The sequence below is a fragment of the Micromonospora sp. NPDC047730 genome (assembly GCF_043204765.1).
GTDB lineage: Bacteria > Actinomycetota > Actinomycetes > Mycobacteriales > Micromonosporaceae > Micromonospora.
The window spans coordinates 23958-47471 of the sequence record NZ_JBIDCU010000007.1 but is presented as its reverse complement, the minus strand read 5'-3'; the positions used below and the strand labels follow the sequence as shown (position 1 = coordinate 47471).

15 protein-coding genes are annotated in these 23514 nt (G+C 77.0%); 4 read left to right on the top strand and 11 right to left on the bottom strand.

All coding sequences use genetic code 11. From position 1 onward, the window contains the following. Positions 1–208 precede the first annotated feature (208 nt). Together ACGF5G_RS17945 and ACGF5G_RS17940 are read left to right on the top strand one after the other, a co-directional pair. Complete coding sequence (locus ACGF5G_RS17945) at positions 209–532, top strand: hypothetical protein (protein WP_393263924.1); 324 nt, start codon at positions 209–211, stop codon at positions 530–532. A gap of 256 nt (positions 533–788) precedes the next feature. After that, positions 789–1823, top strand: coding sequence for a poly(3-hydroxybutyrate) depolymerase (locus ACGF5G_RS17940; RefSeq protein WP_393263922.1), 1035 nt, complete (start codon positions 789–791; stop codon positions 1821–1823). A gap of 46 nt (positions 1824–1869) precedes the next feature. Here the strand turns inward: ACGF5G_RS17940 and ACGF5G_RS17935 are convergent, their stop codons facing one another. From ACGF5G_RS17935 to ACGF5G_RS17885, 11 genes are all read right to left on the bottom strand, one after another. Then, positions 1870–4257, bottom strand: coding sequence for a tetratricopeptide repeat protein (locus ACGF5G_RS17935; protein ID WP_393263920.1), 2388 nt, complete (start codon positions 4255–4257; stop codon positions 1870–1872). Beyond that, a complete protein-coding gene (locus ACGF5G_RS17930; RefSeq protein WP_393263918.1) occupies positions 4254–6017 on the bottom strand; it encodes an ABC transporter permease subunit in 1764 nt (587 codons plus the stop codon). The genes ACGF5G_RS17935 and ACGF5G_RS17930 overlap by 4 nt, the downstream gene beginning before the upstream one ends. Further along, positions 6014–7294, bottom strand: a complete 1281-nt coding sequence (locus ACGF5G_RS17925) for an extracellular solute-binding protein (protein ID WP_393263916.1) — start codon at positions 7292–7294, stop codon at positions 6014–6016. The genes ACGF5G_RS17930 and ACGF5G_RS17925 overlap by 4 nt, the downstream gene beginning before the upstream one ends. Continuing rightward, positions 7291–7899: an ATP-binding cassette domain-containing protein gene (locus ACGF5G_RS17920; RefSeq protein WP_393263914.1), complete on the bottom strand. Its 609-nt coding sequence runs from the start codon at positions 7897–7899 to the stop codon at positions 7291–7293. Before ACGF5G_RS17920 ends, ACGF5G_RS17925 begins: the two co-directional genes overlap by 4 nt. Before the next feature lie 92 nt (positions 7900–7991). Beyond that, positions 7992–9518 (bottom strand): hypothetical protein, encoded by a 1527-nt coding sequence (locus tag ACGF5G_RS17915; protein WP_393263912.1) that lies wholly within the window; start codon positions 9516–9518, stop codon positions 7992–7994. Positions 9519–9525: 7 nt separating this feature from the next. Then, positions 9526–13380, bottom strand: coding sequence for a hypothetical protein (locus ACGF5G_RS17910; RefSeq protein ID WP_393263910.1), 3855 nt, complete (start codon positions 13378–13380; stop codon positions 9526–9528). Beyond that, positions 13380–16016: a hypothetical protein gene (locus ACGF5G_RS17905; protein ID WP_393263908.1), complete on the bottom strand. Its 2637-nt coding sequence runs from the start codon at positions 16014–16016 to the stop codon at positions 13380–13382. The genes ACGF5G_RS17910 and ACGF5G_RS17905 overlap by 1 nt, the downstream gene beginning before the upstream one ends. A gap of 13 nt (positions 16017–16029) precedes the next feature. Then, on the bottom strand, positions 16030–19347 hold the full coding sequence (locus ACGF5G_RS17900) for a DUF6603 domain-containing protein (RefSeq protein ID WP_393263906.1): 3318 nt from the start codon (positions 19345–19347) through the stop codon (positions 16030–16032). Continuing rightward, positions 19347–21053, bottom strand: coding sequence for a M14 family zinc carboxypeptidase (locus ACGF5G_RS17895; protein WP_393263905.1), 1707 nt, complete (start codon positions 21051–21053; stop codon positions 19347–19349). Before ACGF5G_RS17895 ends, ACGF5G_RS17900 begins: the two co-directional genes overlap by 1 nt. Before the next feature lies 1 nt (position 21054). Then, on the bottom strand, positions 21055–21339 hold the full coding sequence (locus ACGF5G_RS17890) for a hypothetical protein (protein ID WP_393263903.1): 285 nt from the start codon (positions 21337–21339) through the stop codon (positions 21055–21057). Between the two features lie 173 nt (positions 21340–21512). After that, positions 21513–22520 (bottom strand): helix-turn-helix transcriptional regulator, encoded by a 1008-nt coding sequence (locus ACGF5G_RS17885; RefSeq protein WP_393263901.1) that lies wholly within the window; start codon positions 22518–22520, stop codon positions 21513–21515. 44 nt (positions 22521–22564) lie between these two features. Here ACGF5G_RS17885 and ACGF5G_RS17880 point away from each other — a divergent pair, with 44 nt between their 5' ends. After that, complete coding sequence (locus tag ACGF5G_RS17880; protein WP_363706791.1) at positions 22565–23044, top strand: hypothetical protein; 480 nt, start codon at positions 22565–22567, stop codon at positions 23042–23044. After that, on the top strand, positions 23044–23505 hold the full coding sequence (locus ACGF5G_RS17875) for a hypothetical protein (RefSeq protein WP_393263899.1): 462 nt from the start codon (positions 23044–23046) through the stop codon (positions 23503–23505). The genes ACGF5G_RS17880 and ACGF5G_RS17875 overlap by 1 nt, the downstream gene beginning before the upstream one ends. Positions 23506–23514: the final 9 nt, after the last annotated feature.

Genomic DNA, 23514 nt, shown 5'->3' with positions numbered 1-23514 from the left:
CTAAAGTGTGCTTGCGTCATCAACAATTGCCGCCGGCCAAGCGGCCAATGTCCGTATCGGCGCCGGACGGATCGTCACGACGGTAGGTCGTCGATGAGGGGCCGGCCGTGCACGTGCCCGTCAGGTGACCGGAGGAGGGCCGACCCGGTTGGTTCGACGTGGGCGGGCGCCGGTACCGGTGCCCGACGTCGTGCGTCATCCTGACGGCATGGCCGACGCGAACGCCCCGGAACCGCTCACGCTCCACGTGTACTGCCGGCTCACGGTTGCCGTGACCGACCCGCGAGTGCTCACCGAACACGCGGTGGCCGAGCTGCGGGCGGCGGACATCGACTGGTCGGCGGAGGAGGACGACCTCGACGCGGCAGCGGCGGAGCTGCGTGCCGACGTCGCGGTGTCGCTGGCGTCGGTGGTGGACATCGGCCGGCTGGTCGACGGACTACCGGGCGTGGCGGCCAGGGGCGGACTCTGCTGGGCCGAGGCCGGAGCACCTCGGGAACCGAACTGGCCCGGTTCCCCGGGCTCGCAATGACGGCGGCGACGGCATCCGGCTGTACGACAACCCCGGCGGTGAGCCGATCCGCCTCCACGGGGTCGGCGATGGCGACCCCACGTCGGTGGCGGTGCCGTCGGTCGGGGTGGGTGGGAGGTGCGGGTGCGAGCTGTGGACGGCCGACACCCCGGCGCCGCCCGAGGTGTCGACGCTGCTCATGTCCGATGTGGTCGGTGTCACGCTAGCGTCTGCGCACGCCGACACCACCGCCACCGCTCCCGGACAGGAGAGCGCCATGCCCACACCGCTCAAGGCCGCCACCGCCCTCGTCGCCGCGCTGCTGCTCGTCCTCACCGCGGCGGCCCCCGCCCAGGCCGCCACCCCGTACACCAAGACGCCCGTCTCCGGGTCGCTGCGCGCCTACAACGTCTCCGGCGTGTACGTCGCGGGTGTCTCCTCCGGTGGCTACATGGCCACCCAGCTCCACGTCGCCTACTCGTCGCGGATCCGGGGTGCCGCTATCTTCGCCGCCGGGCCGTACTACTGCGCGCAGAACAACGTCGTCCAGGCGCTCAACGGCTGCGGCGACAACCTGTACCCGACGAACGTGACCGCCCTGCAGACCTACACCCGGACGTGGGCCACCTACGGCTGGGTCGACCCGGTCGGCAACCTCTCCGGCGATCCCGTGTACGTCTTCCACGGCAACAACGACGGCGTCGTCAAGAAGTCCGTCACCGACGACCTGGTCCGCTACTACCAGCACTTCGGCGCCGGCGTGCAGTACGACAGCGGCTCGTCGGCCGGCCACGCCTGGGTCACCCCGTACGGGACGCTGGGGTGCACCGCCACCGCCTCGCCCTTCCTGAACGACTGCGGCACCGACCCGCAGAACGCCCTGCTGCGCAAGCTGCTCGGCAGCGTGCAGGCGCCGAACACGGGCCCGCTCGGTGGCACGCTCATCCGGTTCAGCCAGGACACCCACGCGGTCAACGGTTGGGCCAACGGCCTGAGCATGGACGCCAACGGGTTCGCCTACGTCCCGGCGTCCTGCGCCGCCGGGCAGTCGTGCCGGCTGCTGGTCGCCCTGCACGGCTGCCTCCAGGGCTACGGCGCGGTCGGCACCGCCTTCGTCGACCGGGCGAACCTCAACCAGTACGCCGACACCAACAACCTGATCGTGCTCTACCCGCAGGCGCGGGCCACCGCCGGCACCAACCCGAACGGGTGCTGGGACTGGTGGGGCTACCTCGGCGCGACCAACTATCCGATCAAGGGCGGCGCCCAGGTGGAGACCATCATGAACATGGTCCGCCGGCTGGACGGCTGAGCCGCCCCGCACACGCCTGAGCGGGAGCCTCGCACCGGGCTCCCGCTCAGGCCGGCTCGTCGGCAGGCGCGTCGCTGCCCACCAGGCGCGCGTCGGCCGCGGCCTGACCGTCGGCGTCCCGCGCCTCCTCGCACACCGTGGCGGCGTCCACCCAGTGCCGCCGCGCCTCGGCGGCGTCGCCGAGGGCCGCCGCCGCGTCGCCCAGGTGCAGCAGCGTCCGCCCCAGCCCCGCCGTCGGCCGCCCGTCGCGTAGCCGCCGGCTCTCCGCCAGCAGCTCGTACGCCTGCCGCGCCTGGCCGGGCGCGGAGGCCAGCAGCGCCGCCCCCGCGTTGAGCAGCGCGGCGGCCCGGTTGGTCGGGTCGGCCACGGACTCGTACTCGCGCAGCGCCGCCCGCCACGACTGCGCCGCGTCGAGGTGCTCGCCGAGCCCGGCGTGCACGAGCACCAGGTTGGTCAGCGCCGCCGCGTAGCCCCGGGCGTCGCCGAGCGCGCGGAAGGCGTTCGCCGCCCGCACCAGGTGGTGGTGCGCGGTCTCCAGCTCGCCCCGCGCCAGCCGGGCGGCACCCATCCCGAGGTCGGTCAGCGCGTGCCCGGCCCGGTCCGCGCCGGATCGGTGCCGCCGGGACAGCTCCAGGTGCTCCACGGCGTCGTCGAGCTGCCCCAGGTCCAACAGCACCAGGCCGAGGTTCATCCGCGCCTGCGCGGTGCCGCGCCGGCCCCGCTCCGCCACCGCCAGGCTGAGCGCCGTCGCCGCCCCCTGCGGGTCGCCCCGGCGACGGCGCAGCACCCCCAGCTCGTTGTGGGCCCAGCCGGCGATCTCCGGCCGGTCGTCGGCGGTGGGCGTGGCCAGCACCGTGCGGCACACCTCCTCCCACTCGCCGAGCCGCTCCGCGTGGGCGAGCCATCCGCACAGCGCCACCGCCAGCCGGAACCACCAGCGGCGCACCCGCCGCGGCAGCGTCTCCGCCGCGCCCGCCGGCACCTTCACCACCGCCAGCAGCAGCTCCTGGTGCAGGTCGAACCAGCCGTACGGGTCGTCGTCGAGGGCCAGCGTGGGCTCCCGGTCCGGCGGCGAGCCGGCCACCGCGAGGCTCGCGGCGTGCCGCTCGGCGCAGCGGGCCAGGTGCCGGGTGAGCCGGGCCTGCGCGGCCACCCGCCGCCGCGCCGGCTCCGCGTCGCGCAGGTGCATCCGGGCGTACGGACCCAGCAGCGGGCGCACCTCGTAGCGGTCGCCGGGCGCGCCGGTCACGAACCCGCCGGTGGCCAGCTCGTGCAGCAGCGCCGCCACCCGGTCCGGGCGGCGGCCGGCGAGCGCCGCGATCGTCGGCCGGTCCAGCGGCACCGGGCTGAGCGACATCAGCCGCCACAACCGCCGCGCCTCGCCGCCCAGCGCGTGGTACGCGGTGTCCCGCCCGGTCACCAGCAGGGTCGCCGGAGACGCGGCGACGTGCTGGTGCGGGGGCGTGTCGACGGCGCGGCGCAGCGCGTCGAGCACGTCGGCGTGCCGCCAGCCGTGCTGTGCCGTACGCCGACCCAGCTCCGCCACCGTGCGGGGCTGTCGGCCGCACAGGTCGACGAGGGCGCGTACCGCCGGGTCGGTGCGCGGATCCGGGCGGTGCGGCCGGACGACGGGCGCGGCGGCGCCCGCGGCGGCGAAGAGCTCGACCGCGTCGTCGGCGTCCGGCTCGGCGAGGCCGTGCGCCACCACCCCCTCCAGGGCGTCGAGCGCGGGCGTGCCGACCAGCAGCAGCCGGCAGGCCCGCGCGGTCGGCGGCAGCAGCGGCCGGACCTGGCCGGGGTCGTCCACGTTGTCCAGCACGACCAGGATCTGTCGGCCGTCGAGCTGCCCGCTCAGCTCGTCGGCGGCGTCGGCGAGGTCGTCGGCGTGGCCCGACGCCGGCGGCCGGGTGCCCAGGATCCGGGCCAGCGCGGTGAGCACCTGCCGCGCGCCGTGCGGCCGGCCGCCCCGCCGCAGGTCCAGGTAGTACTGGCCGTCGGGGAAGTCCTCCCGGCACAGGTTGGCGGCCTGGATCGCGCAGGACGAGGTGCCGACGGCCCGCCGGCCGACCACCGCGACCGCGTGCTCCTTCGTCAGCAGGTCGATGATCGCGTCGACGTGCCCGGCCCGCCCGGTGAAACCGGCCGGCCAGGGCAGGGTGGGCGCACCGACGGCGGGCGGGGCGTCGGGGCCCTCCTGCGTCGCGGCCTGCTGACGCTGGCGCCGCCACTCCACGATCACGGCGGCGGCGAGGCCGAGCACGATCACCCCGGCGCTCGCGGAACCGAGCTGGGCGACCGACAGCTCGGAGAGCAGGTTGCCCGTGACGTTGCCGAGCACCGCGCTGACCGTCCCGCCGACCACGCCACCGATCGCCAGCAGCAGGCTCAGCCGCCGCGCCCGGCGGGAGCGGCCGGCAGGCCCCTGCCCGCTCACCGGACGCCCCCGGCGACCAGGCCGGCGACGAGCTGGCGGCGGGCCAACACCACCAGCAGCACCGGCAGGATCGAGGCGATCACCGAGCCGGCGGCGAGCGCGCCGCTGTTGGCGACGAAGCCGCGGGTCTGGCCGGCGAGGAACAGCCCCAGCGGCACCGCGCCCGGGCCGCTGAACAGCAGGCCCACCACCAGGTCGTTCCACACCTGCACGAACTCCAGCACGGCGACGGCGACGACGGCCGGGCGGTTGTGCCGGGCGAGCAGCCGCAGCGTGCCCCACCAGTGCCGCCCGCCCACCCGGGCCGCCCGCACCTGCTCGGCGGGCAGGTCGGCGAAGGCGTTGCGCAGCACCAGCACGGCGAACGGCACGCCCAGCGCGACGTGCACCAGCGCCAGGCCGCGCGCCGTGCCCGAGGACAGCGCCACCCCGAGCACCTCGTTGACGGGCCCCGCGATCACCTGCACCGGCACGATGCTGGCGGCCATCAGCAGCAGGCCCGTGCCCTGGGCGGCCGGCCCCGTCAGCCAGGCGAGGGGGTACGCGGCGAGCAGCGCGACGCCCAGCACCGCGGCGGTCACCACCGTCGCCAGCACCAGCGTGAAGCCCAGCGTGCGCCACAGCTCGACGCCGGTGAGCAACTCCCGGTAGGAGGCGAGGCTCGGCGGTCTCGACCACCAGCCCTCACCCGCGGCGTCCACCGTTCCGTGCAGCGAGGTGGCGAGCAGCACCCCGAGCGGCACCAGCCAGGCGACCGCCGCGCCCGCGACCAGCAGCCGGGTCGACCGGCGTGGTGCCGGCGCCGCCGGGTCGGGCCCGACGGGCGCCGGGTCCCGGGGCGGAGGCCAGGCCTGCCGCACGAACAGCGCCGCGACCAGCACCCCGGCGGCCACCGCCACCAGCCAGACGACGCCGAGCGCGGCGCCCTCGCCGGTGGTGGCGCCGTTGGAGGTCTGCCAGACCCGCAGCGCCAGCACCGACGCCTCGTCGCGCACCGAGCCGGGCGCCAGCACCAGGATCAGGTCGAACGTGCGGGTGGTGCCGAGCGCCACCAGGGTGAAGACCACCGCGACCGTACGCAGCAGCAGCGGTCGCCACTGCGCGTCCCAGAGCACGTCGCGGCGGTTGCCGCCGTACGCGCGGACCGCGTCGGCGAGGCTCGACGGCACCGCGTCGAGGGCGGCCCGGAACACCAGCACGGCCAGCCCGACCCAGGCCCACACGAACGCCGACATCAGCGCCACCGTGACCAGGCCGGGGCCGAGCAGGTGCGGCGCGTCCGCCGCCGACCGGCCGGTCAGCTTCGCGGCGACCAGGGTGGCCAGCCCGCGCTCCGGGTCCGGGTCGTACATGAGCCGGAACGTGACCCCGGTGACCACCAGCGGCAGCGCGGTCGGCACCACCAGGATCAGCCGGACCAGCCCGCCCTCCTGGGAGCGGCGGGAGGCGGCGGCGAGCAGGTAGCCCAGGACGGTCACCACGGCCGGCACGACCAGCGCCCAGAGCACCGTGCGACCCACCACCGCGCCGGTGCCGGGCGCGGCCAGCGCGGTGCGGTAGTGCTCCGCGCCGACCCACCGGCCGTCGGTGGTGACGCTGGCGTGCAGCGTACGCAGCACCGGCCACGCCACCAGCCCGCCGAGCAGCAGCAGGGCGGGCAGCAGCAGCGTCGAGGTGGCCCCCGCCGCCGGGTAGGCCCGCCCGCGCCGGGGCGGCCCGACGTCGTCGAGGACCGCCGGCTCGCCGAGCACCCGGCTCATCGGCCCCTCCCCGCGGAGCGGGCCGCCGTGGCCAGTTGACCGGTGGCCCGCCGGACCGCCTCGCCGACGGCGACCCCGTCGGTGACGTCGGCGAAGAAGTCCTGCATGATCCGCCAGATGCCCACCCCGTCGGAGCCGGTGAACGGGCCGGGCAGCCGGTCGGAGAGGTCGAAGCGCACCACCTCGGCCGTGCGCAGCTCGGCGGCGAGGCGGCGGCGCACGGCGTCGCGGTAGTCCGCCAGCGGCACGGACACGTTGGGGGAGAGGTAGCCGCCGGCGCGCAGCCACGGCTCGAACGCCGTCCCGCCGCTGAGCCAGTGCACCAGCTCCGCGCCGCGGGCCGAGCCGGCGAAGGCCACCGCCGCGTCGCCGCCGACGATCAGCGGCTTGTCGGCCAGCCGGGCGCCGGGGAACCGGAACGTCTCCGGCCGCTCCGGGCCACGGCGGAACCGGCTGGCGACGTCGTCGACGAAGTCGGCCTCGAAGAGCATCGTGGCCCGCCGGTGGTAGACCACCTGGATCACCGACTCCTCGTACTGGGTGAGCAGGGCGCGGCGCCCGCCGCCGGGGAACGCGCCATCGACGCGCCACAGCTCGGCGAGCCGGTCCAGCGCGACCTGCACCGGCCGGGCGCGCCAGTCGGCCTCACCGTGGGCCAGCGCCTCGTAGAAGCCGGGCGGAGCCACGTCGGCGAGGACGTTCTCGAACCAGTCGGTGAGCACCCAGCCGTCGGCCGCGCCGACGGCCAGCGGGGCGGGGCCGTCGCCGGCCCGGGCGCGCGCGCCGAGCCGCCGGGTGAGCGTCACGAGCTGGTCCCACGTGCGTGGCGGCTCGGGGAGCATCGACGGGAGGTACCAGAACAGCGACTTGTGGGCCGCCTTCACCCAGACGCCGTAACGCCGCCCGTCGGCGGAGAGCAGGTCGGCCATGCCGGGCGGGAGGGCGTAGCTGGCGGCCGGGGTGAGCTCGCGCAGCCACCCGCGCCGGGCGTACTCCACGACCAGCCCCGACCTGGGCAGGATCGCCACGTCGGGGCTGGTGCCGGCGAGCTGGCGGGCGCGCAGGAACGCGTCGATGTCGTTGCCGGCGCTGATCACCTGCACGCCGGCGTCGTAGCCGGCCACCACCTCGCGGAACCGGGCCAGCTCCCCGCCGCTCCACACCACCGCGACCTGGACCGACGGCTCCGCCCGGGAGCAGCCGGCGACGGAGGTCGCGCCCGCCGCCGCGGCGGCCCGCAGCAGGGCACGGCGGCGCAGCCGCCCCGATGCGGTCACGCGACCACCTCGGCGGCGACCGGCACGTCGGGCAGCGCGCCCGGATCGCGGGTGCACACCAGCACGGCCGCCCCGGGGGTGCCCGGCGGGGACAGCCGCCCGACCAGGTCGGTGAGCCGCCCGCCGCCGGCCGGCCCGGTCGGCAGGTCGATCACCAGCACCTCGGGCAGGCAGGCCACCGCCCGGGCCAGCGCCACCCGGAACCGTTGCGCCTCCGACAGCAGGTGTGGCCGCAGCTCCAGGGTCGGCGCCAGCTCCAGCCGGTCGACCACCGTCGCCGTCCAGTCGTCGGCGACCTCCCGCACCCGCTCCCGCCGGCGCTGGCCGTAGGCGATGTTGCGGCGCACGGTCAGGTGGGGCAGCAGCGCGCCGCCGGCCGGGACGTAGGCGATCCGGCGGCGCGGCGGCGGCATCCCGGTGACGTCCCGACCGCCGACCAGGACCTGACCGGCGACCGGCGCGGCCAGCCCGGCCACCACCCGGGCGACGGCGGTGCCGACCGGCGGGTCGGCCACCAGCGCGGCCGAGGCGCCCGCGGCGACGTCGAGGGTCACCGGCGCGGCGTCGGGCACGGCGACGAGTTCGCGCAGTCGTAACGTGGCCATCACCTCCGGTGACCCGGGCAGTCACCCCCAGGGTGGCACAAACCGGCGACCCGCGGTGCCCCGCCACCCTCCCCTGTGGAGTCACGGCGGGGTCATGCCACCACCTCCGGCGGCACCGGCTCCAGCGCGTCGAAGCGCAGCCCCAGGGACGGCGGGGTGAGCAGCGGCTGCCGTCGCCGCTGGGTCCACAGCACCGGCCTGCCGTCGGTGGCCCGGGCCAGCACCGCCCGCCGCTCCACCCGTACGCCGTCGGCCGGCACCGCCGCCGGTTCGAGCTGGTGGGTGGGATGCGTCCCGCCGGCGGCCGGGTCGACCAGCAGGTCACTCTCCGCCTCCGGCAGCAGCACCGCCGTGGGACCGGACAGGTCCACCCCGCGCCCCTGCACGTACCGGCGCCGGCCGGCGACCTCCTCCACCACGTACGGGTGCCAGTGCCGGGGCACCCTCGTCATCGGCCGGTACGCGAACCCGGGCCGGCCCGAGGCGTCCAGGTGGGCCGGGGGCTCGGCCGGGGCCTCCTCGTCGCCGAGCACCCCGCGCCCGCGCAGCCGCTGCTCCACCGCCCAGACCAGGTTGGCGTCCTCGTCGGTGCCGATCACCACCTCGTCGAGCACCGGGCCGACCAGCGGTGTGGCCGCCGTGGCCCAGACCACCAGGGAACGGCTGTCCAGCCCGTCGGTGGCGAAGAGGCTCCAGTCGGCGGGCGGCGTCACCGGCCAGTCCTCGCCGAACGAGTCGTGCACCACCACCTCGTCCAGAGTGACCACGTGCCCGGCCAGACCGGGCACCGCGAAGGCGAACCAGTCGTCGGAGTGGTTGACGATCAGGTCGATCAGCAGCAGCGTCGCCAGGTGGGATCGGTCCGGCGGGTAGCCGGCGACGTCCACCGCGGCGTCCTCGATCTGCCACCATCGGGGCAGCGGCGCACCCGGGTAGCGGACCCGCCGGGGCACGGTGGTCGCCGCGTCGACCGGCACGGGCGGGTCGGGCAGCGGGCGGTCGGCGTCCACCGCGTACCAGTCGAGGTCGCCGCCGTCGTGTCGGCGCAGCGCCAGAGTCACCCCGTCGGCGGTGAAGTCGGCGTCGTAGGCCAGCTCCGCCGGATCCCACAGGTCCACCGGCTCCGGCTCCGGCGGGCGCAGCCCGGCGAACCACGCCTCGGGCAGGCCCAGCTCGCTGCGCCGCCGCCACAGCTCGCGGCCGTCCACGCCGGTGCCGTCCAGCACGTCGTACGGCACCGGCAGCGCCGCGAGCAGCAGGGCCGGGTCGGCCGGCAGGGGGATCCCGGCCGCCCCGGCGGCCGCCGCGACCGACCGGCCCGCCGCGATCCGCCGGCCGGGCGTCCACCAGTCACCCGGCTCGGACTCGACGATCGCCTCGGCGGGGGTGGTGCGCGGGTCCAGGTGTGGCTGCCCGCCCAGCGGGTCGACGGGAGTGAGCCGGGCCCGGTAGCTGACCCGCACCGGGGAGGAGGCGTCCTCGCCCTGGTGCTCGCCGAGCTGCCACTGCCGGCCGAGCAGCCAGGCCGGGTCGGCGACCTCGGCGGCGAAGCCACGGGTCAGGTCCGACCCGGCCTGGTCCGCCTCCAACCGTCGTACCGTGTCGAAGACCAGTGCCATCGCCGGTTCACCTCCGGGTCGCGTCGAGCGGGACCCCCGTGGGTCCGTCGGCGGGCAGCAACCCCGCCGGCAGCAGCCCGCGCAGGCCGGGGGTGAGGTCGGCCGGCCGGGCGACCCGGGCCCGGGCCAGTTCGCGGACGTCGGCGAGGAGTTCCACCAGGGTCTCGGGGTCGAGTGGCCGCGACAGGTCCGGCGGCACGGCGAGCAGGATTGCCTGCGGTGCCCGGGCGGCCGGGGCGTCGAAGCCGAAGGTCGCCGCCGTGGCCTGCGCCGCCTCCGGGACCACCTCGGTGAACCGGTCGAGCACGGCCACCGCGACCGGAGCCCCCGGCGGCGTGGCGGTGAGGTCCAGCGTCGGGTCGGCGTACGCGACGACCAGCCGTCGCCCGTCGGGGCCGCCGCTCTGCCACGGGTCGCCGGGCTTGTTGCTCCAGCCGGTCAGGGCCGGCCCGGCGGCGGCGGGCGTGCCGTCGGCGAGCTGGTGCGCCTCCAGCCTGGCGAGCGGCTCCCGGACGGCGGCGACCACCGGCAACCAGTCCGCGTCGAGCGTCCCGTCGCCGGTCAGCGCGGGCAACGCCGAGCGGGGCAGCCGGGCGGTCACCGCGAGCTGGCCGGTCGGGCTGACCAGCGCGGCGAGCTGCCCGACCAGGTCGTCGCGCGTCAGCTCCGCCGCCGGGGAGGGCGACCCCGGGCCGGCCGGCGCGGTGTCGGCGGCGGCGTCGAGCCGCGCGTCGAGCAGCTCCCGCACCCGGACGGCCTGCGCCACCAGCCGCCGCTGCGCGGCCTCCGCGCCCGACGCCGCCTCCGTCGGCACCGGGTCGGGGGCGAGGCCCCAGGCGCGGGCGGCGGTGACCAGGCGGGCCAGCACCGCCGGGTCGGCGCCGCCGATGCCCCCGTCGTCCGCGGTCAGCGCCAGCTCGGCGGCGAGCCGGGCGGCCAGGGCCGCCGCCGTGTCCCGGACCCGGGCGTAGCGGGCCAGCAGGTCGGCGTGCGCGGCGGCGGGCGGGGCGGCGGAGTCCGGCCGCTCGGCCGTCGCGTCCGGGTCGGCCGGGCGGCGCCCGATCAGGGCGACCAGCCGCGCGGCGGCCTCGTAGCGGGCGACACCGTCGCCGCCGGTCAGCGTGGCCGCGGCCGGCTCCGCGCCGAGCGCGGCGGCACCGGCGGCGACGGCGAGGCGCTCCAGGTCGGTGCGCGCCAGGGCCAGCGCGTCCGCCGGCCCGAGCCCCAACGCGTCGAGGGTGACGGTGGCGACCAGCCCACCGGCGGCGACCTCGAACGTCCAGTCGGCGCCGACCTGAGCGGCCAGGAACGCGGCGGTCGCCGGGTCGGCCAGGGCCGCCGGGGCGAGGGTGGCCCGGTCGGTCGGGTCGGCCGGCAGTGCCGCGTCGGCGACGTGCGGCAGGACGACGACCACGCCGGTGCCCACCGCCCGCCCCTGGCGGGGCGTGCGCAGCAGCCCCAGCCGAGGCGGGCGGGTCAACCCGGCGGCGGCGTCGAGCGCCGCCCCGGCCACCTCGGCCCGGCCCTCGGTGACGTGGTGCACGGCCTCGGCGACCAGCAGGTCCCCGTAGGCGTCCATGGCGACGCGCAGCCGGTCCAGGCCGGCCAGGCGGTCCGGGTCCAGCCCGAGGTCGCCCGGCGGGGCGGCCAGCACGGCCAGCCCGTCGCAGACCCGCCGCCCGGCGTGCTCGGTGCGGACGGGGAAGTCCCGGCGCAGCCGCTCCACGCCGGCCGGCGTGCCCACCACCCGCTCCACCTCGCGGCCGAGCGCCTCGGCCAGGTGCGCGCCGACCCGGACGTGCTCGGCGATCCGGTCGGCGTCGCGGACCGACCGGGACGTGAGGTCCAGGTCCCAGCGGGGCGACGGGTCGCTGACCGCCCGGTCCCGCAGCACCGTGGCGGCGAGACCCTGCCCGGCCGACGGCGCGTGGATCAGACCGGCGGCCGTCGGCCCGGGGGCGCCCGGCCGGGGCCGGTCCACCCAGCCGTACGCCCCGAGCCGAGGCTTGGCCGCCTGCTGTTCCACCAGGTCGTGCAGCCGCCGGGTGGGCGGCCCCAGCAACCAGGGGTCGACACGGTACGCGGCGGTGTCCACGGTGGCGCGCAGCAGCCGCTCCAACCGGGGCGGCTCGATTTCGCCGAGCGCGAGCAGCCCGTCGACCACCCGCTCGTACGCGCGGGCCTGCGGGGTGGGCCCGTGCAGCGCGGCGGCGGGGGTGTTGGCGATCCAGCCCTGGAGCCGGCCGCCGGTGGCGGCGTCCCGGGCCACCGGCTCCGGGCCGGGCGGGGCCTCGCCGGCCAGCGCCCGCCCCACGTCGCCGATCGCCACCTGCAACGACCGGACGGCGAGCCGCAGCAGCAGGCTGTCCAGCGGGTACTCCCTGAGCAGTTCCTTCTCCAGGATCGCGCGGTTCGCGTACGCCCACGGCTGCTCCTCCGCGACCTCCAGCAGCCGCTTCAGCACGTCGGCGACGCCGGTGCCGGCGGGCAGGCCGTCCGGCGTCACGAGCGGGATCTCCAGCCGGCGGGGCGCGCCCGTGGCCCCGTAGCGGCGGTGCGGCGCCAGGCCCAGCCGCTCGGCGTCGGGGTGCCGGTGCCGCCAGGCGGCGTCCAGGTCGGACCAGGACGCGCCGTAGCCGAGCAGGAGCAGCACCAGCCACCACAGCTCCAGCGGCCAGGCCCGGCGGTGCCGGAACAGCGGCGAGGTCGGCACCTGAGCGATCAGGTCGAGCAGCTCCTCGGTGGACGCCCCGACCACTGTGCCCCGCTGCTCGGCGGCGGCGGCGTACTCGGCGCGCAGGTGGGACAGCGGCTCGACCAGGCCCGCCTCGACCGGCGGGTCCTTCGGCTCGGGCACCCACCGGCGCAGCACCGTGGCCGGCAGCAGCCCGTAGGGCTGGGGGCCGACGCGCAGCGTCGGGAACGGCCCCTCGGGCAGCAACGCGCCGGGCGCCCACTCGGCGGCGGCGCCGGTCGGCAGCGCCCACACGTCCGCCCCGGCGAAACCCCACAGCGCCGGCCAGAGCCCGGCCACCGCCGCGCCCGCCCAGCGCCGGTGCGGCTCCGACGTGCCGGGCAGGGCGCCGAGCAGCCCCGGGTCGCCGGTGAGCGTGGCGGAGACCAGCCGGTCGGTGTCGGTGGGCGTACCGGTGAGCACCCCCCACCAGGCCGCCGGGTCCCCGGTGACGGGCGCGGCGGGCGCGCCGTCCACCGTGTTCGTCGCCGAGCCGGGGGCCAGCAGGGACAGCCGTCCCTCGTCGCGGTGGCTGCCGAACAGCGCGCCCGGGTCGCCGTCGCCGAGACCGGTGACGTAGAGCGCGTCGATGTCGGACGGGTCGCCGTCCAGCGGCACCTTCCCGGCCAGGCCCGCCTCGACGGCCTCGTCCCAGTTCTCCCACCACCGCCGGTCCGCCGGCGCGTCCGGGTCGGGGAAGTCGACCGCGAGCCGGCCCCGGTCGACGGCGAGGGTCAACACCTGCGCCGGCGGGCCGCCGCCGCGGGCCAGCCAGACGTGCAGCGTGTCCGGGAACTCCTCGATCCGGGGGAAGGCCGGCTCGGTGCGCAGCTCGCCCGCGCCGACCGGCCGCAGCGCGGTGGTGCCGTCGGGGGCGGTGACGACCAGCGTCCGGACCAGCCAGACCGCCCGTGCCCCGCCGACGTGGACGGTCAGCTCGCGCCAGGCCACCTCGCCGCCGCCGGCGTCGAGATAACGCCGCACCGCGTCGACCTCGCCCGGCGACACCCGCGGGTCGTGCCGGGCGAACCAGGGCTCGTCCGGCACCACCAGCAGGCGCAGCAGGCCGGGGGAGAACCGGGTCTCGATCCGCACCGGCAGCAGCACGCCGACGACTGGTTCCGCCATCACGGTCCTTCCGGGTCGAGGTGGTCGCCGCGGATGAGCACCCGCACCGGGCGGGCGAAGCTGCTCCGCGCCCAGGTCTCCGGCACCGGGGAGGTCGAGGCGTCGTTGGCGAAGCGGTAGCCGGCCGGGGGTTCCTCGAAGACCAGCCAGTGCCGCAGCACGTCCGCCGGGTCGAACCCCTGGAAGCCGAAGAAGGTCACGTCGGTGCCGATCCGCCCCTGGAAGCTGGGCAGCACCCGGACCGCCCCGGCCGGCGGGTCCTGCCCGAAGTCGACCGTGCCAGCGTGCTCGGCGGTGACCAGGTACACCACGGTGGCCGGATAGCGGAGGAACAGCCGCCCCCTGATCACCACGACCAGGTCCCGGCCCGAGGCGCCGGCCGGGCGGTGCGCCGGGGTCCCCAGGCCGCTGTCGTCCGGCCAGTTCCCGATGCCGGTGATGTCGTCGACGCGGGCGCCGGTGCCGGTGTCGGCCCGGCTCCAGAACACCCGCAGCGGGGTGCAGCCGGTGGCCACCGGGATGTTGCGCCACCGCAGCTCGCCGAGGAGTTGGGTGTTCAGCCCGGTCAGCAGGGCGTCGACGAAGCGGGGGTTGGTCTCCACCGCGATCACCGAGTTCTCCGGCAGCGCGCCCACCCCGGGCAGCAGCCACTCGTCGAAGGCGTCGCGCAGGTCGGCCCAGACCGGTCGGTCCAGCCCGACGCAGACCTCCGGCGGGGCGAGCGGCTGCGCCGGGTCCAGACCGTCGATGGTGGACAGCACCCGTACCCGGGCGGCGGCGTCGGGGCCGGTCGGGTCGAACGCGGCGGCCACCCCGGCGGCCAGCGCGTCCAGGTCGACCGGGCGGCACGGCGGCTCCACCGGCTCCGGCTCGGCCAGCCCGTCCAGCAGCACCGGCAGGTCGTCCTCGCCGGCCGGCTTCGGCCAGCGTTCCAGCAGCTCCCGCAGGGCGGCGGCGAGTCGCTCCAGCTCTCGCTCGGCGCGGTCGTCGACGGTCGCGGCGGCGGCCAGCAGGGCGAGGGCCTCGGCCCACGGCGCCGGCGAGCCGCCGTAGGCCGCCCGGTCCAGCCGCTCCGCCACCGCGTGCGCCAGGTCGCGCAGCTTCGGGTGGGCGCCCTCGGCCAGCTCCTTCGCCCGGCCGGCGGCGGCGGGCAGGTCCACCTCCCCGGTCTCCGCCGCCCGACGTCGACGTTCCTCCAGGTCGTCGAGGTCGATGCCGAGATCGTCCAGCGGGAGCCCGTCGGCGCTGGGGCGCGGCGGGCGCGGGCACCGGTTGGCGGCCTTGAGCACCTCGCCCGGCGGCACCGCGCCGGCGGCGGTCAGCGCGGTGCGCGCCGGCCCGGCGCGCAGGATCCGCCGGGCCGCGCCGGAGAACAGCCCCGCCGGCAGCGGCCGGTCCGCGGCGGTGGCGAGCGCGGCCACCGTCCCGTCCGGGGTGACCACGCGGCCCAGCGCCGGCCCGAGCAGCCAGAGCCGCTCGTACGCGTCGGCGGGCGTCCGCCGCCGCCACAGCCCGCCCGCGGCGTGCAGGCCGAGCACCAGGTCCCGGATCCGCTGCCGTGCCTCGGCGAGCGCGCCCTGGTGGGCGCGGGCCTCGGCGGCCAGTTCCTCCTGGAGGCGGATGCCCAGCTCCAGCCCGAGCCCGGCCACCCCCCGGTCCCGGGGGTCGGTGTTCAGGCTGCCGCCCCAGGTGGTCTCCTCCGGGGCACCGGCCCGCCACGCCTCGCCGTAGCGGGGCAGCCCGACGATCGGCCGGCCCCGGTCGTCCCGCGCCGGGGTGCGCAGCGCGTCCAGGTCGTCGTGGACCTCGCCGGGCAGCGCCGCGTCGGCGCCGCCGAGCGGAGCGAGCGCGCCGCGTACCGCCAGGTCGCCGGCGGTGGGCACCCGGGGGTAGTCCAGCGGTGCCCGGCCGGTCTCCGGCTCGGCGGCGCCGGGGCGCAGCGCGGCGGCCAGGTCCTCGAAGCTGCCCGCCGGGGTGGCGGTGCGGAACCGCCAGGTGTCGTAGCAGGGCACGGTGGCCGGACCGGTGCCCGTCCACCGCGGCTGCCCCGCCGGGTCGTACGCCGGCACCAGCGCCGCGACGTAGTCGGTGCCCGGGGCGAGGGGCCGCCCGGAGAGCAGCCGGGCGATCCGCCTCCCGGCGGTGTCCACCTGCAGGTGCGCCCACCGGTACGCCGTCGCGCCGGTGCCCAGCGGGTGCAGCGCCTGCACGGCCGGGCTGAGCGTCACCTGGTCCCCGGCAAGGGTCAGCTCGTCGCCGTCCAGCCCGACGACCAGCACCAGCCAGGGGTGCTGCGCGCCGGTGCCGGCGGCCGGGCGGGGCGCCGGGGTGTACCGCCACGGCAGGGTGGCGTCGGCGAACTCCACGTGCGGGCAGCGGTCCGACTCGTGGTCGACGGCGCCGGGCGTCGGGTAGCGGCGGGTTATCGCCCCGGGGGCGAGGCGGACCACGTCGGCCGGGCCGGCGAGCAGGAAGCGTACGGTGCCGGTGGCGGCCGTGGTGGTCGCGCCGGCGGCGTCGGTGCCGGTGAGGGTGACGGCCGTCTCGACCCGGGGCCGCCCGTCCTGCACGCCGGTGGCCAGCGCGGCGATCCGCTCCCGTGACCATCCGTGGAAGGTGAGCTGTTCGTCGGCCATCCTCGCCGCCCCTCTAGAAGCTCATCGCCGGCACGGGGTCGGTCGCCGCGACGGCGGCCCCGACGCCGCCCACGGTGGCCAGCTGGTGCGCCTGCGCCTGGGACAGCCCGGTGGTCACCGCGCCCCCGGCGCCGTGCACGGCCCAGGTCTCGTCCCGCACGCCCACCGCCGGGGTGACCGGGTCGCGTTCGGGCCGACCGGTGCGGCCGGCCGCCGCGGCGAGCAGCCACCGGGGCAGCGCGGTGGCGGTGAGCAGCACCGGCGGCGCCGGCAGCCGGATCTGCTTGACGGTGACGGTGAGCAGCGTGGACGGCCCGGCGTCGGCGCCCTCGCCGCCCAGGCGGACGCCGGCGGTGAGCCGTTCGAAGGCGCGCCGGTTCAGCGCGTCGGCGTCGGAGAGGTCGGCGAAGCCACCCGGCGCGAACCAGTCGACCTCGGTACCGGTGACCTGCGGGCCGGTGGCGGTGACCGTCTCCGGCCGGGTCAGCGGCGCGCCCTCGAAGCGTTGCAGCAGCAGGTCCAGCGGGGCGCGTTCCTGGGTCCAGACGGCCTGGCCCAGCGGCGAGACCACGGGCAGCGCGGCGGTGCGGGCCGGCTCGACGACCACGGCGGCGTCGGTCGCGCCGGTGCTGCGCAGGTTGGCCGGGTCGGCGAGTTCCCCGGCGAGCTCGGCCACGGCCGAGGCGACCGGCGTGACGGCCGGTGGCGTGGACGAGCCGAGGGTGATGGTCTCCTCGAAGGTGATCTCGAAGAACAGGATCTCCAGGGTGACCCTGCCGTGGAAGACCACCGGGCCGGGGCCGGAGATGCTGCCCGTGAGGTCCAGCCCGGCCAGCGTGCGGCTGCGCCAGCGCACCCGCACCGAGGCGTGGATGGCGAAGTCGAAGTGGAACGGCTGGAACCGGATCAGCGCGTCGAAGCCGAGGAAGCCCCGGATGTTGAACGGCCCCAGGTTGACGATGACCTCGATGGCCGCGCCGAACTGCAGCGTGTTCGTGGTGACCGCGAAGTAGCCCTCGAAGCGGAAGTAGAGCAGGTCGTCGGGCTCCCCGCGGGTCATGGCGATCCGGGTCAGGCTGGCGGGGAAGACCAGGGGCGCCGGGTTGTACGCCGGGTGGAAGCCGCCGACGGTCAGCACCACGTACGGCTCGGCGCCGTAGCTGAGCCGGAACGCCGCGCCGCCGGTCAGTTCGAGGATCTCCAGCAGGTGGCTGTCGATCAGGACCGCGTCGAAGGCGACCAGTTGCTGCGCGAAGTCGACCACGCCCAGGATGTCCAGCCGGATCTGGAGGTAGGGCCGGCCGCCGGACGGGTTCTCGATGCCCGCGCGCGCCGAGCCGAGGATCACGATCTTGCGCGGGCCGGGCAGCTCGATGAACACGCCGACGTCGAAGCGGACCAGCTCCGCCCAGGACAGTTGCAGCGTCGGCCCGACCACGATCACGCCGGGCGTGGGCGGGAAGACCGCGGCCAGGTCGGCCAGGAGCACCGGGGCGTTGCGGACCGGGTCCTCCGGGGCCAGGATCCGCCCGACGGTGCCGGAGGCCATCCGGGCACGCAGCGCGTCCACGTCGGTCTGCCGGTTCAGCGCGAGCAGCCCGCCGACGGAGGAGAGCGCGAAGCCGAAGCCGAGCTGGATCGGCGGGAAGCTGGCCCGCAGCAGGATCAGCAGCGCGTAGCCGGGCGCGCCGCCGGGCAGCCGGGTGTCGAGCAGGCCGACCGCCTCCACCCCGACCACGCCGAGCTTGAGCGCGAGGACGCCCGAGTAACGGCCGGCCGGCTCGTCGAAGCCGATGAAGCCGCCGCCGGTGACCGGCCCGGCGTCCACGACCATGCCGAGCCCGGTGGGCGGGAGGAAGCGGAAGGTCAGGTCGACCGGGCCGAGGTTGCCGTCGCGGACGGCCAGGTCGGCGCCGACGCCGATGCCGGCCACGCTCGCCGCGAACGGCCCGAGGTCGATGCCGCCGGTGAGGCGGACCTCCAGGGTGATGCCGGCCGCGCCGGGGCGCAGGGCCAGGTCGAGCCGGTCCAGGCGCAGCGGGCCCAGGCTCACCGCCAGCGGTACGGCGAGCACCAGGCCGGCGCCGCCGCGCAGGGTCAGCCCGTCCACCGGGTCCCAGTGCAGCCCGAGGTCGAAGTCGACCTCCAGGGTGGCCGGCAGCACGCTGGACAGGAAGCCGTCGGCGCCGCCGAAGGCGATCACCAGGCGGCCCGCGGCGACCTCGGCGTCGACGATCAGCCGGGCGCTCACCCCGCCCCCGTCGGCGGCGAACGCGGCGCCGACGGCGGCCCGGACGGCGGTGGCCGTGAGCCGGGTGCCGTCGGCCTCGCCGAAGAGCACCATCGGCCCAGGCCCGGCGGGCAGCCGCTCCACCGACACGGTCAGCTCCCCGGCGACCCCGGGCGCGGGGGCCTGCGGGCGCAGCGTGGCGGGCGGTTCGACGCGCAGGGCGGCGCCGAGGTCGAGACTGCCCTGGCCACGCAGGCGTACCGCCCAGGTGTCGCCGATCGGCAGGGGGATGTCCAGCCCGCCGAAGTCGAACACGTCGAGGGTCAGCTCCAGCGGGGTGGGCGTGCCCGGGGGCAGTCCCGCCACGGCGTGCAGCCGGAACAGGAACGCGGCCAGCTCGGGCCGGCCGCCGGGCCCGTCGAGCACCACCGCCGGCACGCCGACGGCGGTCAGCCAGTCGCGTAGCCGGGCGAGCAGCAGCGCGGCGTCCAGGGTGGGCTCGCCCCAGCCGTACACCTGGCGTAGCGCGGCGGCCGGGTCGTCGAGCAGCACCCCGAGCCGGTCCAGCCGGAGCCCGCGCCGCAGGTAGGCGGGCCGGTCCCCGTCGGCGGGCACGGCGACGTTGTCGACCAGCCCGAACAGGGCGAGGGCGCGGCCGAGCGCCGGGCGACGGTCCAGCAGGTAGCTGGCGGCGGTCCAGTCGACCAGGCGTTGCGGCAGGTCGGCGAGGATCGCGGCCAGCGGCGCGCTGACCGCACCGCCCCCGGCGTACGCGGACCGCACCGCGCCGGCCAGGGCCCGGACGGCGTCGACGGCCTCGACGATCAGCGGCAGCAGGTCGCCCAGGGCGGCGGCGATCGCGGCGCTGTCGTCGTCGGCGATCGCGTCAACCAGCGCGGTGACCGCCGGCGGGAGGGCGGCGAGGGCGGTGCCGGCGGTGCCGGCGGCGGCGGCCACCGCGGGCGCGCCCGCGACCGGGCCGGGCAGCGGCAGGCCCAGCTCGGCGAAGAGGTCGACCAGTTGCCCGGCGGCCAGCCGCTCGGTGACCGGGTCGAGCAGCCGGGCCAGTTCGACGGCGAGCCGCTCGGCGGTCCCGGCCATCAGCGCCCACCCCCCGGACCGGTGCCGCCGTGCCGCCCGCCCGGCGGCCGGCCTACGGACGTGGTCCGCCCCGGCGGTGCGCCGTCCACGGACGTGGTCCGCCCCGGCGGTGGGCTGGCGGCGGATGCGGTCCGGCGCGGGACCGGCGCCCGCTCCGGCCCGAGGAACAGGCGCAGGGCGGCGACGAGCGGTCGGATCAGCCCGACCCGCACGGCCGTGCGCGCCCGGCGGTGCCGCCGCAGCAGCCGGGCCACGGCCGGGCTGAAGCTGTAGTAGACCCGGTCCAGCGCGTCGGCGGCCCGCGCGCCGCGCGGCGTGGCCCGCAGCCGCTCGTCGCGCAGGTGCCGCAGGTAGCGCACGTCCGGATGATCGGGCCGGCCCAGCGTGGCCGTGGCGATCAGGCACGGCCCGCCGCCACCCCCGCCGGCGGCGGGCAGCGGGGATGCGGCGGCCACCTTGAGCAGTGCCGTCACCGCCGCGTGGATCTCCCGGTTGATCTTGCGGAAGTGGCCGGGCGGGTCGGCGTAGTTGCAGTGGAAGCCCTGCTCCTCGGCGTGCCCCGACTCCAGGGTGTACGCGAAGATCGGCTGCCGGTTCGGCAGCGCGAACTGCCGGCTGCACGCGTAGTCGTCGCTGCACCCGGAGTTCGGTCCGCCGCCGACGGGGAGGTAGAGGAACGCGCTCTGCCCGACCGTGTACTCGGAGTGGGCACGCTGGGTCGTCGAGGCGGGCGCGGCGGGATCGACCCCGGCCGAGCGGAGGATCTCGTCGTGCATCGCCGTGGCGATCATCCGCGCCCGCGAGCGGATCCGGTGCGGCGGGACGTCGGGGAGGTATTCCTTGTAGTCGGTCCGGCCCGGTGGCAGCGCCGGGTCCCCGGCGATCAGTCCGTCCCGGGTCCCGGCGAAGGCGGGCGCCCGCCAGTGCATCGCCGGGTCGTCGCCGTCCTCCTCCAGCCCCCAGGAGTAGAGGATGTTGCGGCCGAACATGTGCACGTCCGCGTAGTAGTGGATCGGCAGGGTGTCCAGCAGGGACTCCAGGTGGCGGGTCTCCACCTCGGAATGCGCCGACGGGCCGCGGTAGGTGTCGTCGGCCGGCGACGTGGAGGCCGGGTCGGAGCCGTACCGGGCGCGGTAGAGCGCCACGTCGTAGTAGTCCTCGAAACGCCAGATGATGTCGAAGTTGCGGTTCAGGTCGACGCCGATCTCACCGCCCGCCTGCGGGCTGCGGTTCTTGCGCCAGCCCGGCTCGCTGAGGTGGGTCAGGTCGTGCTCCCGCCCGTCGGGGTTGAGCAGCGGCAGGATGTAGAGGTCGAGCTTCGTGACGATGTCGTTGACGTCGGCCGCCGGGATCCGCCAGGCGGGGTAGCGGACCGGGGCGCCGACCAGCGGGGTGACGGTCATCGCCGGGAAGACGATGTCGGTGCCCGACGTGAACGACACCAGCAGGTTGCGGGCGAGGGTGACCAGCGCGTCGGGCGGCGCCCACTCGCGGGCGTGCACCCCGCCGACGACCAGGGCCGCCGGCCGGTTCGGGCCGCTGCCGTTGGCGATTTTGACGTAGCTGTGCGTCCGGTCCCTGGCCGTCTTCGTCGGGAAGACCGTCCGGGTGCACAGCGCGGGAAAGCTGGCGGCGAGGTCGGCGAGCGCGTCCTCGATCTCCTGCGCCCGCAGCGGCGCGGTGATGGCCGGGTACGGCGGGGGCACCTCAGCGCTCCCCGGTGCTCTCCGGCGGGGCCGACGCCTCCGGTGGTGGGGCGAGGTGCTGCGCGACCTCGGCGTGGAAGGCGTCGAACTGGCCGGTCGACATCATCACTCGCACCTGGGCGCCGCGCGCCTCCAGCTCGGGGATCAGCTCCTCCGGCGCGTACGCCGAGATGCGGTAGCGGTCCGCGCCCAATGACGCGGCGCTCGGGTCGATCAGGTCGAGCCCCGCCATGCCGCGCAGCCCGCGCAGCACCTCTGCCGTGCCCTCGATCTGGATGAGCCCCACGATCGCCTCCCGGCCTGCTGACGCGGCGGTCGAAGCCTTCCCCTGCCCACTCAACGACTCCACCGGCCGGCAGGCAATACGCCGAGTGGTCGAAGGATCGCCGCAGGGTGTCGGATTGCCGTCGCGGCGGGCCCGCCGCGCCGTTGTCGGGCCGCCCGGGCGCGGTTGGGAGGTCAGGAGAGTGGCGACGACACCTCGGGAGCGGGGCGCGGAGCGTAGAGGGCGGCGAGGTCGGCGGCGGTGGCGGCGAGCCGCTCGCGCAGCGCGGCCGGAGCCAGCACCTCCACGTCCGCGCCGAGCCGCAGCAGGTCGCCGTGCGCGTGGGTGAGCGACTCGATCGGGATGACGGCCGTCACCCAGCCGGCCTCGTCGGGCGGCTCGGCGGTGGCGCCGACGGACGCCACCACCAGCTCGCTCCCGATCTCCCGGAGCCGCTCCCGGCCCCGAGGGGAGAGCCGGACCGTGGCGTCGTCGCGGTGCAGGTGGGCCCGGAACCGCACCACGTGCGCCCGCCACCAGGCGGGCAGGTCGAACCCGGCCGGCCGGGCGAACCCCTCGTCCAGCGTGGTCAGCGACAGGACCTGGTTGACCCGGTAGGCGGCCGGCTCGTCCCGGCCGCGTCGGGCGGCGACCGCGTACCACCGGCCGCCCTTGAGGACCAGCCCGTAGGGCTCCAGCACCCGGTCGACCTCCCCGGCCCAGCTGCGGTATCGCACCGCGATCCGCCGCTGCCGCCAGACCGCCTCGGCCACCTCGGGCAGGTGCGGCGAGGCGTCGCCGTCGGCGTACCAGTTGGGGGTGTCCAGGTGGAACCGTTCCTGGATCCGCGCGGCCCGGTCGGCCAGCTCGGGCGGGAGCGCGGCGTGCAGCTTGAGCTGGAGCGCGGCCACCGCCGCCCCGTAACCCAGCTCCGCGGCGGGCCCGGGCAGGCCGGCGAGGAAGAGCCGCTCCGCCTCCTGCGCGGTCAGCCCGGTCAGCCGCGTACGCCAGCCCTCGACGAGCTGGTAGCCGCCGGCGTGCCCCGCCTCGCCGTAGAGCGGGATGCCGGCCGCGTGCAGCGACTCGACGTCCCGGTAGACGGTGCGGGTGGACACCTCCAGCCGCGCGGCGAGCTGCGCCGCGGTCATCCGCCCGTGGGCCTGGAGCAGCATCAGCAGGGAGAGGAGTCGACTGGCCCGCACTCCGCTGACACTAGCTGTCAGTGAAGTGTCCGTACCGTCCCGGCATGGCATTTCGCGACAAGGAACTGCGGGTGCCGGGACCTCTCACGGTCGCCGGCCGTCAACTCAAGCGCTACCACGTCGACCAGCCGGAACGGCGGATCGAGCCGGAGGTGGAGCGGGCCGCGTACGCGGTGCTGCCCCGCCTGCTGCCGGCCCGCGACGGCGACGACACCCCGTCGGCGGGCTGGGTGGTGCTGCACCGGGGCGCCGACACGGGGGCCTACCTGCTGGCGTACAGCTGGGTCTGGGACAACGTGGTCGAGGTGCGCGTCGCGGCGGCCGGCCAGCCCGCCCTGGACTGCCCGGACGACGACCCCACCCGCTTCGTCGACCTGACCCGCCCGTGGGCGGGCTGCGTCTGGGAGCTGGGCGTGCTGGAACACGAGCGGGCCGCCTGGGCCCGGCACGTGCTGGCGCCGGAGCGCCCGGACCTCGCCGGCTGGCTCGCCGACACCCGCGCCGAGGGGCCGGTGGGCCGCTGATGGGCGATTTCGACTTTTTCGTCGGCACCTGGGACGTGGCCAACCGGCGCCTGCGCGAGCGGCACGTCGGCAGCGACGACTGGGACGAGTTTCCCGGCGTCTCCGTGGCCCGGAGCTTCTTCGGCGGCGCCGGCAGCTTCGACGAGATCACCTTCCCCACCCGGGGCTTCTCCGGCGCCACCGTGCGGATCCTCGACCCGGCCGCCGGCACGTGGTCGATCTACTGGATGAACAGCCGGCACGGGGTGCTGGAGCTGCCGCCGGTGGTGGGCCGGTTCACCGACGGCGTCGGCACGTTCCTCGCCGACGACGTCGACGAGGGTCGGCCGATCCGGTGCCGGTTCGTCTGGTCGGGCGTCACCGCGACCTCCTGCCGCTGGGAGCAGGCGTTCTCCACCGACGGCGGGCGCACCTGGGAGACCAACTGGACGATGGACTTCACCCGGCGGCCGGCCGGCTGACCGCGCGGA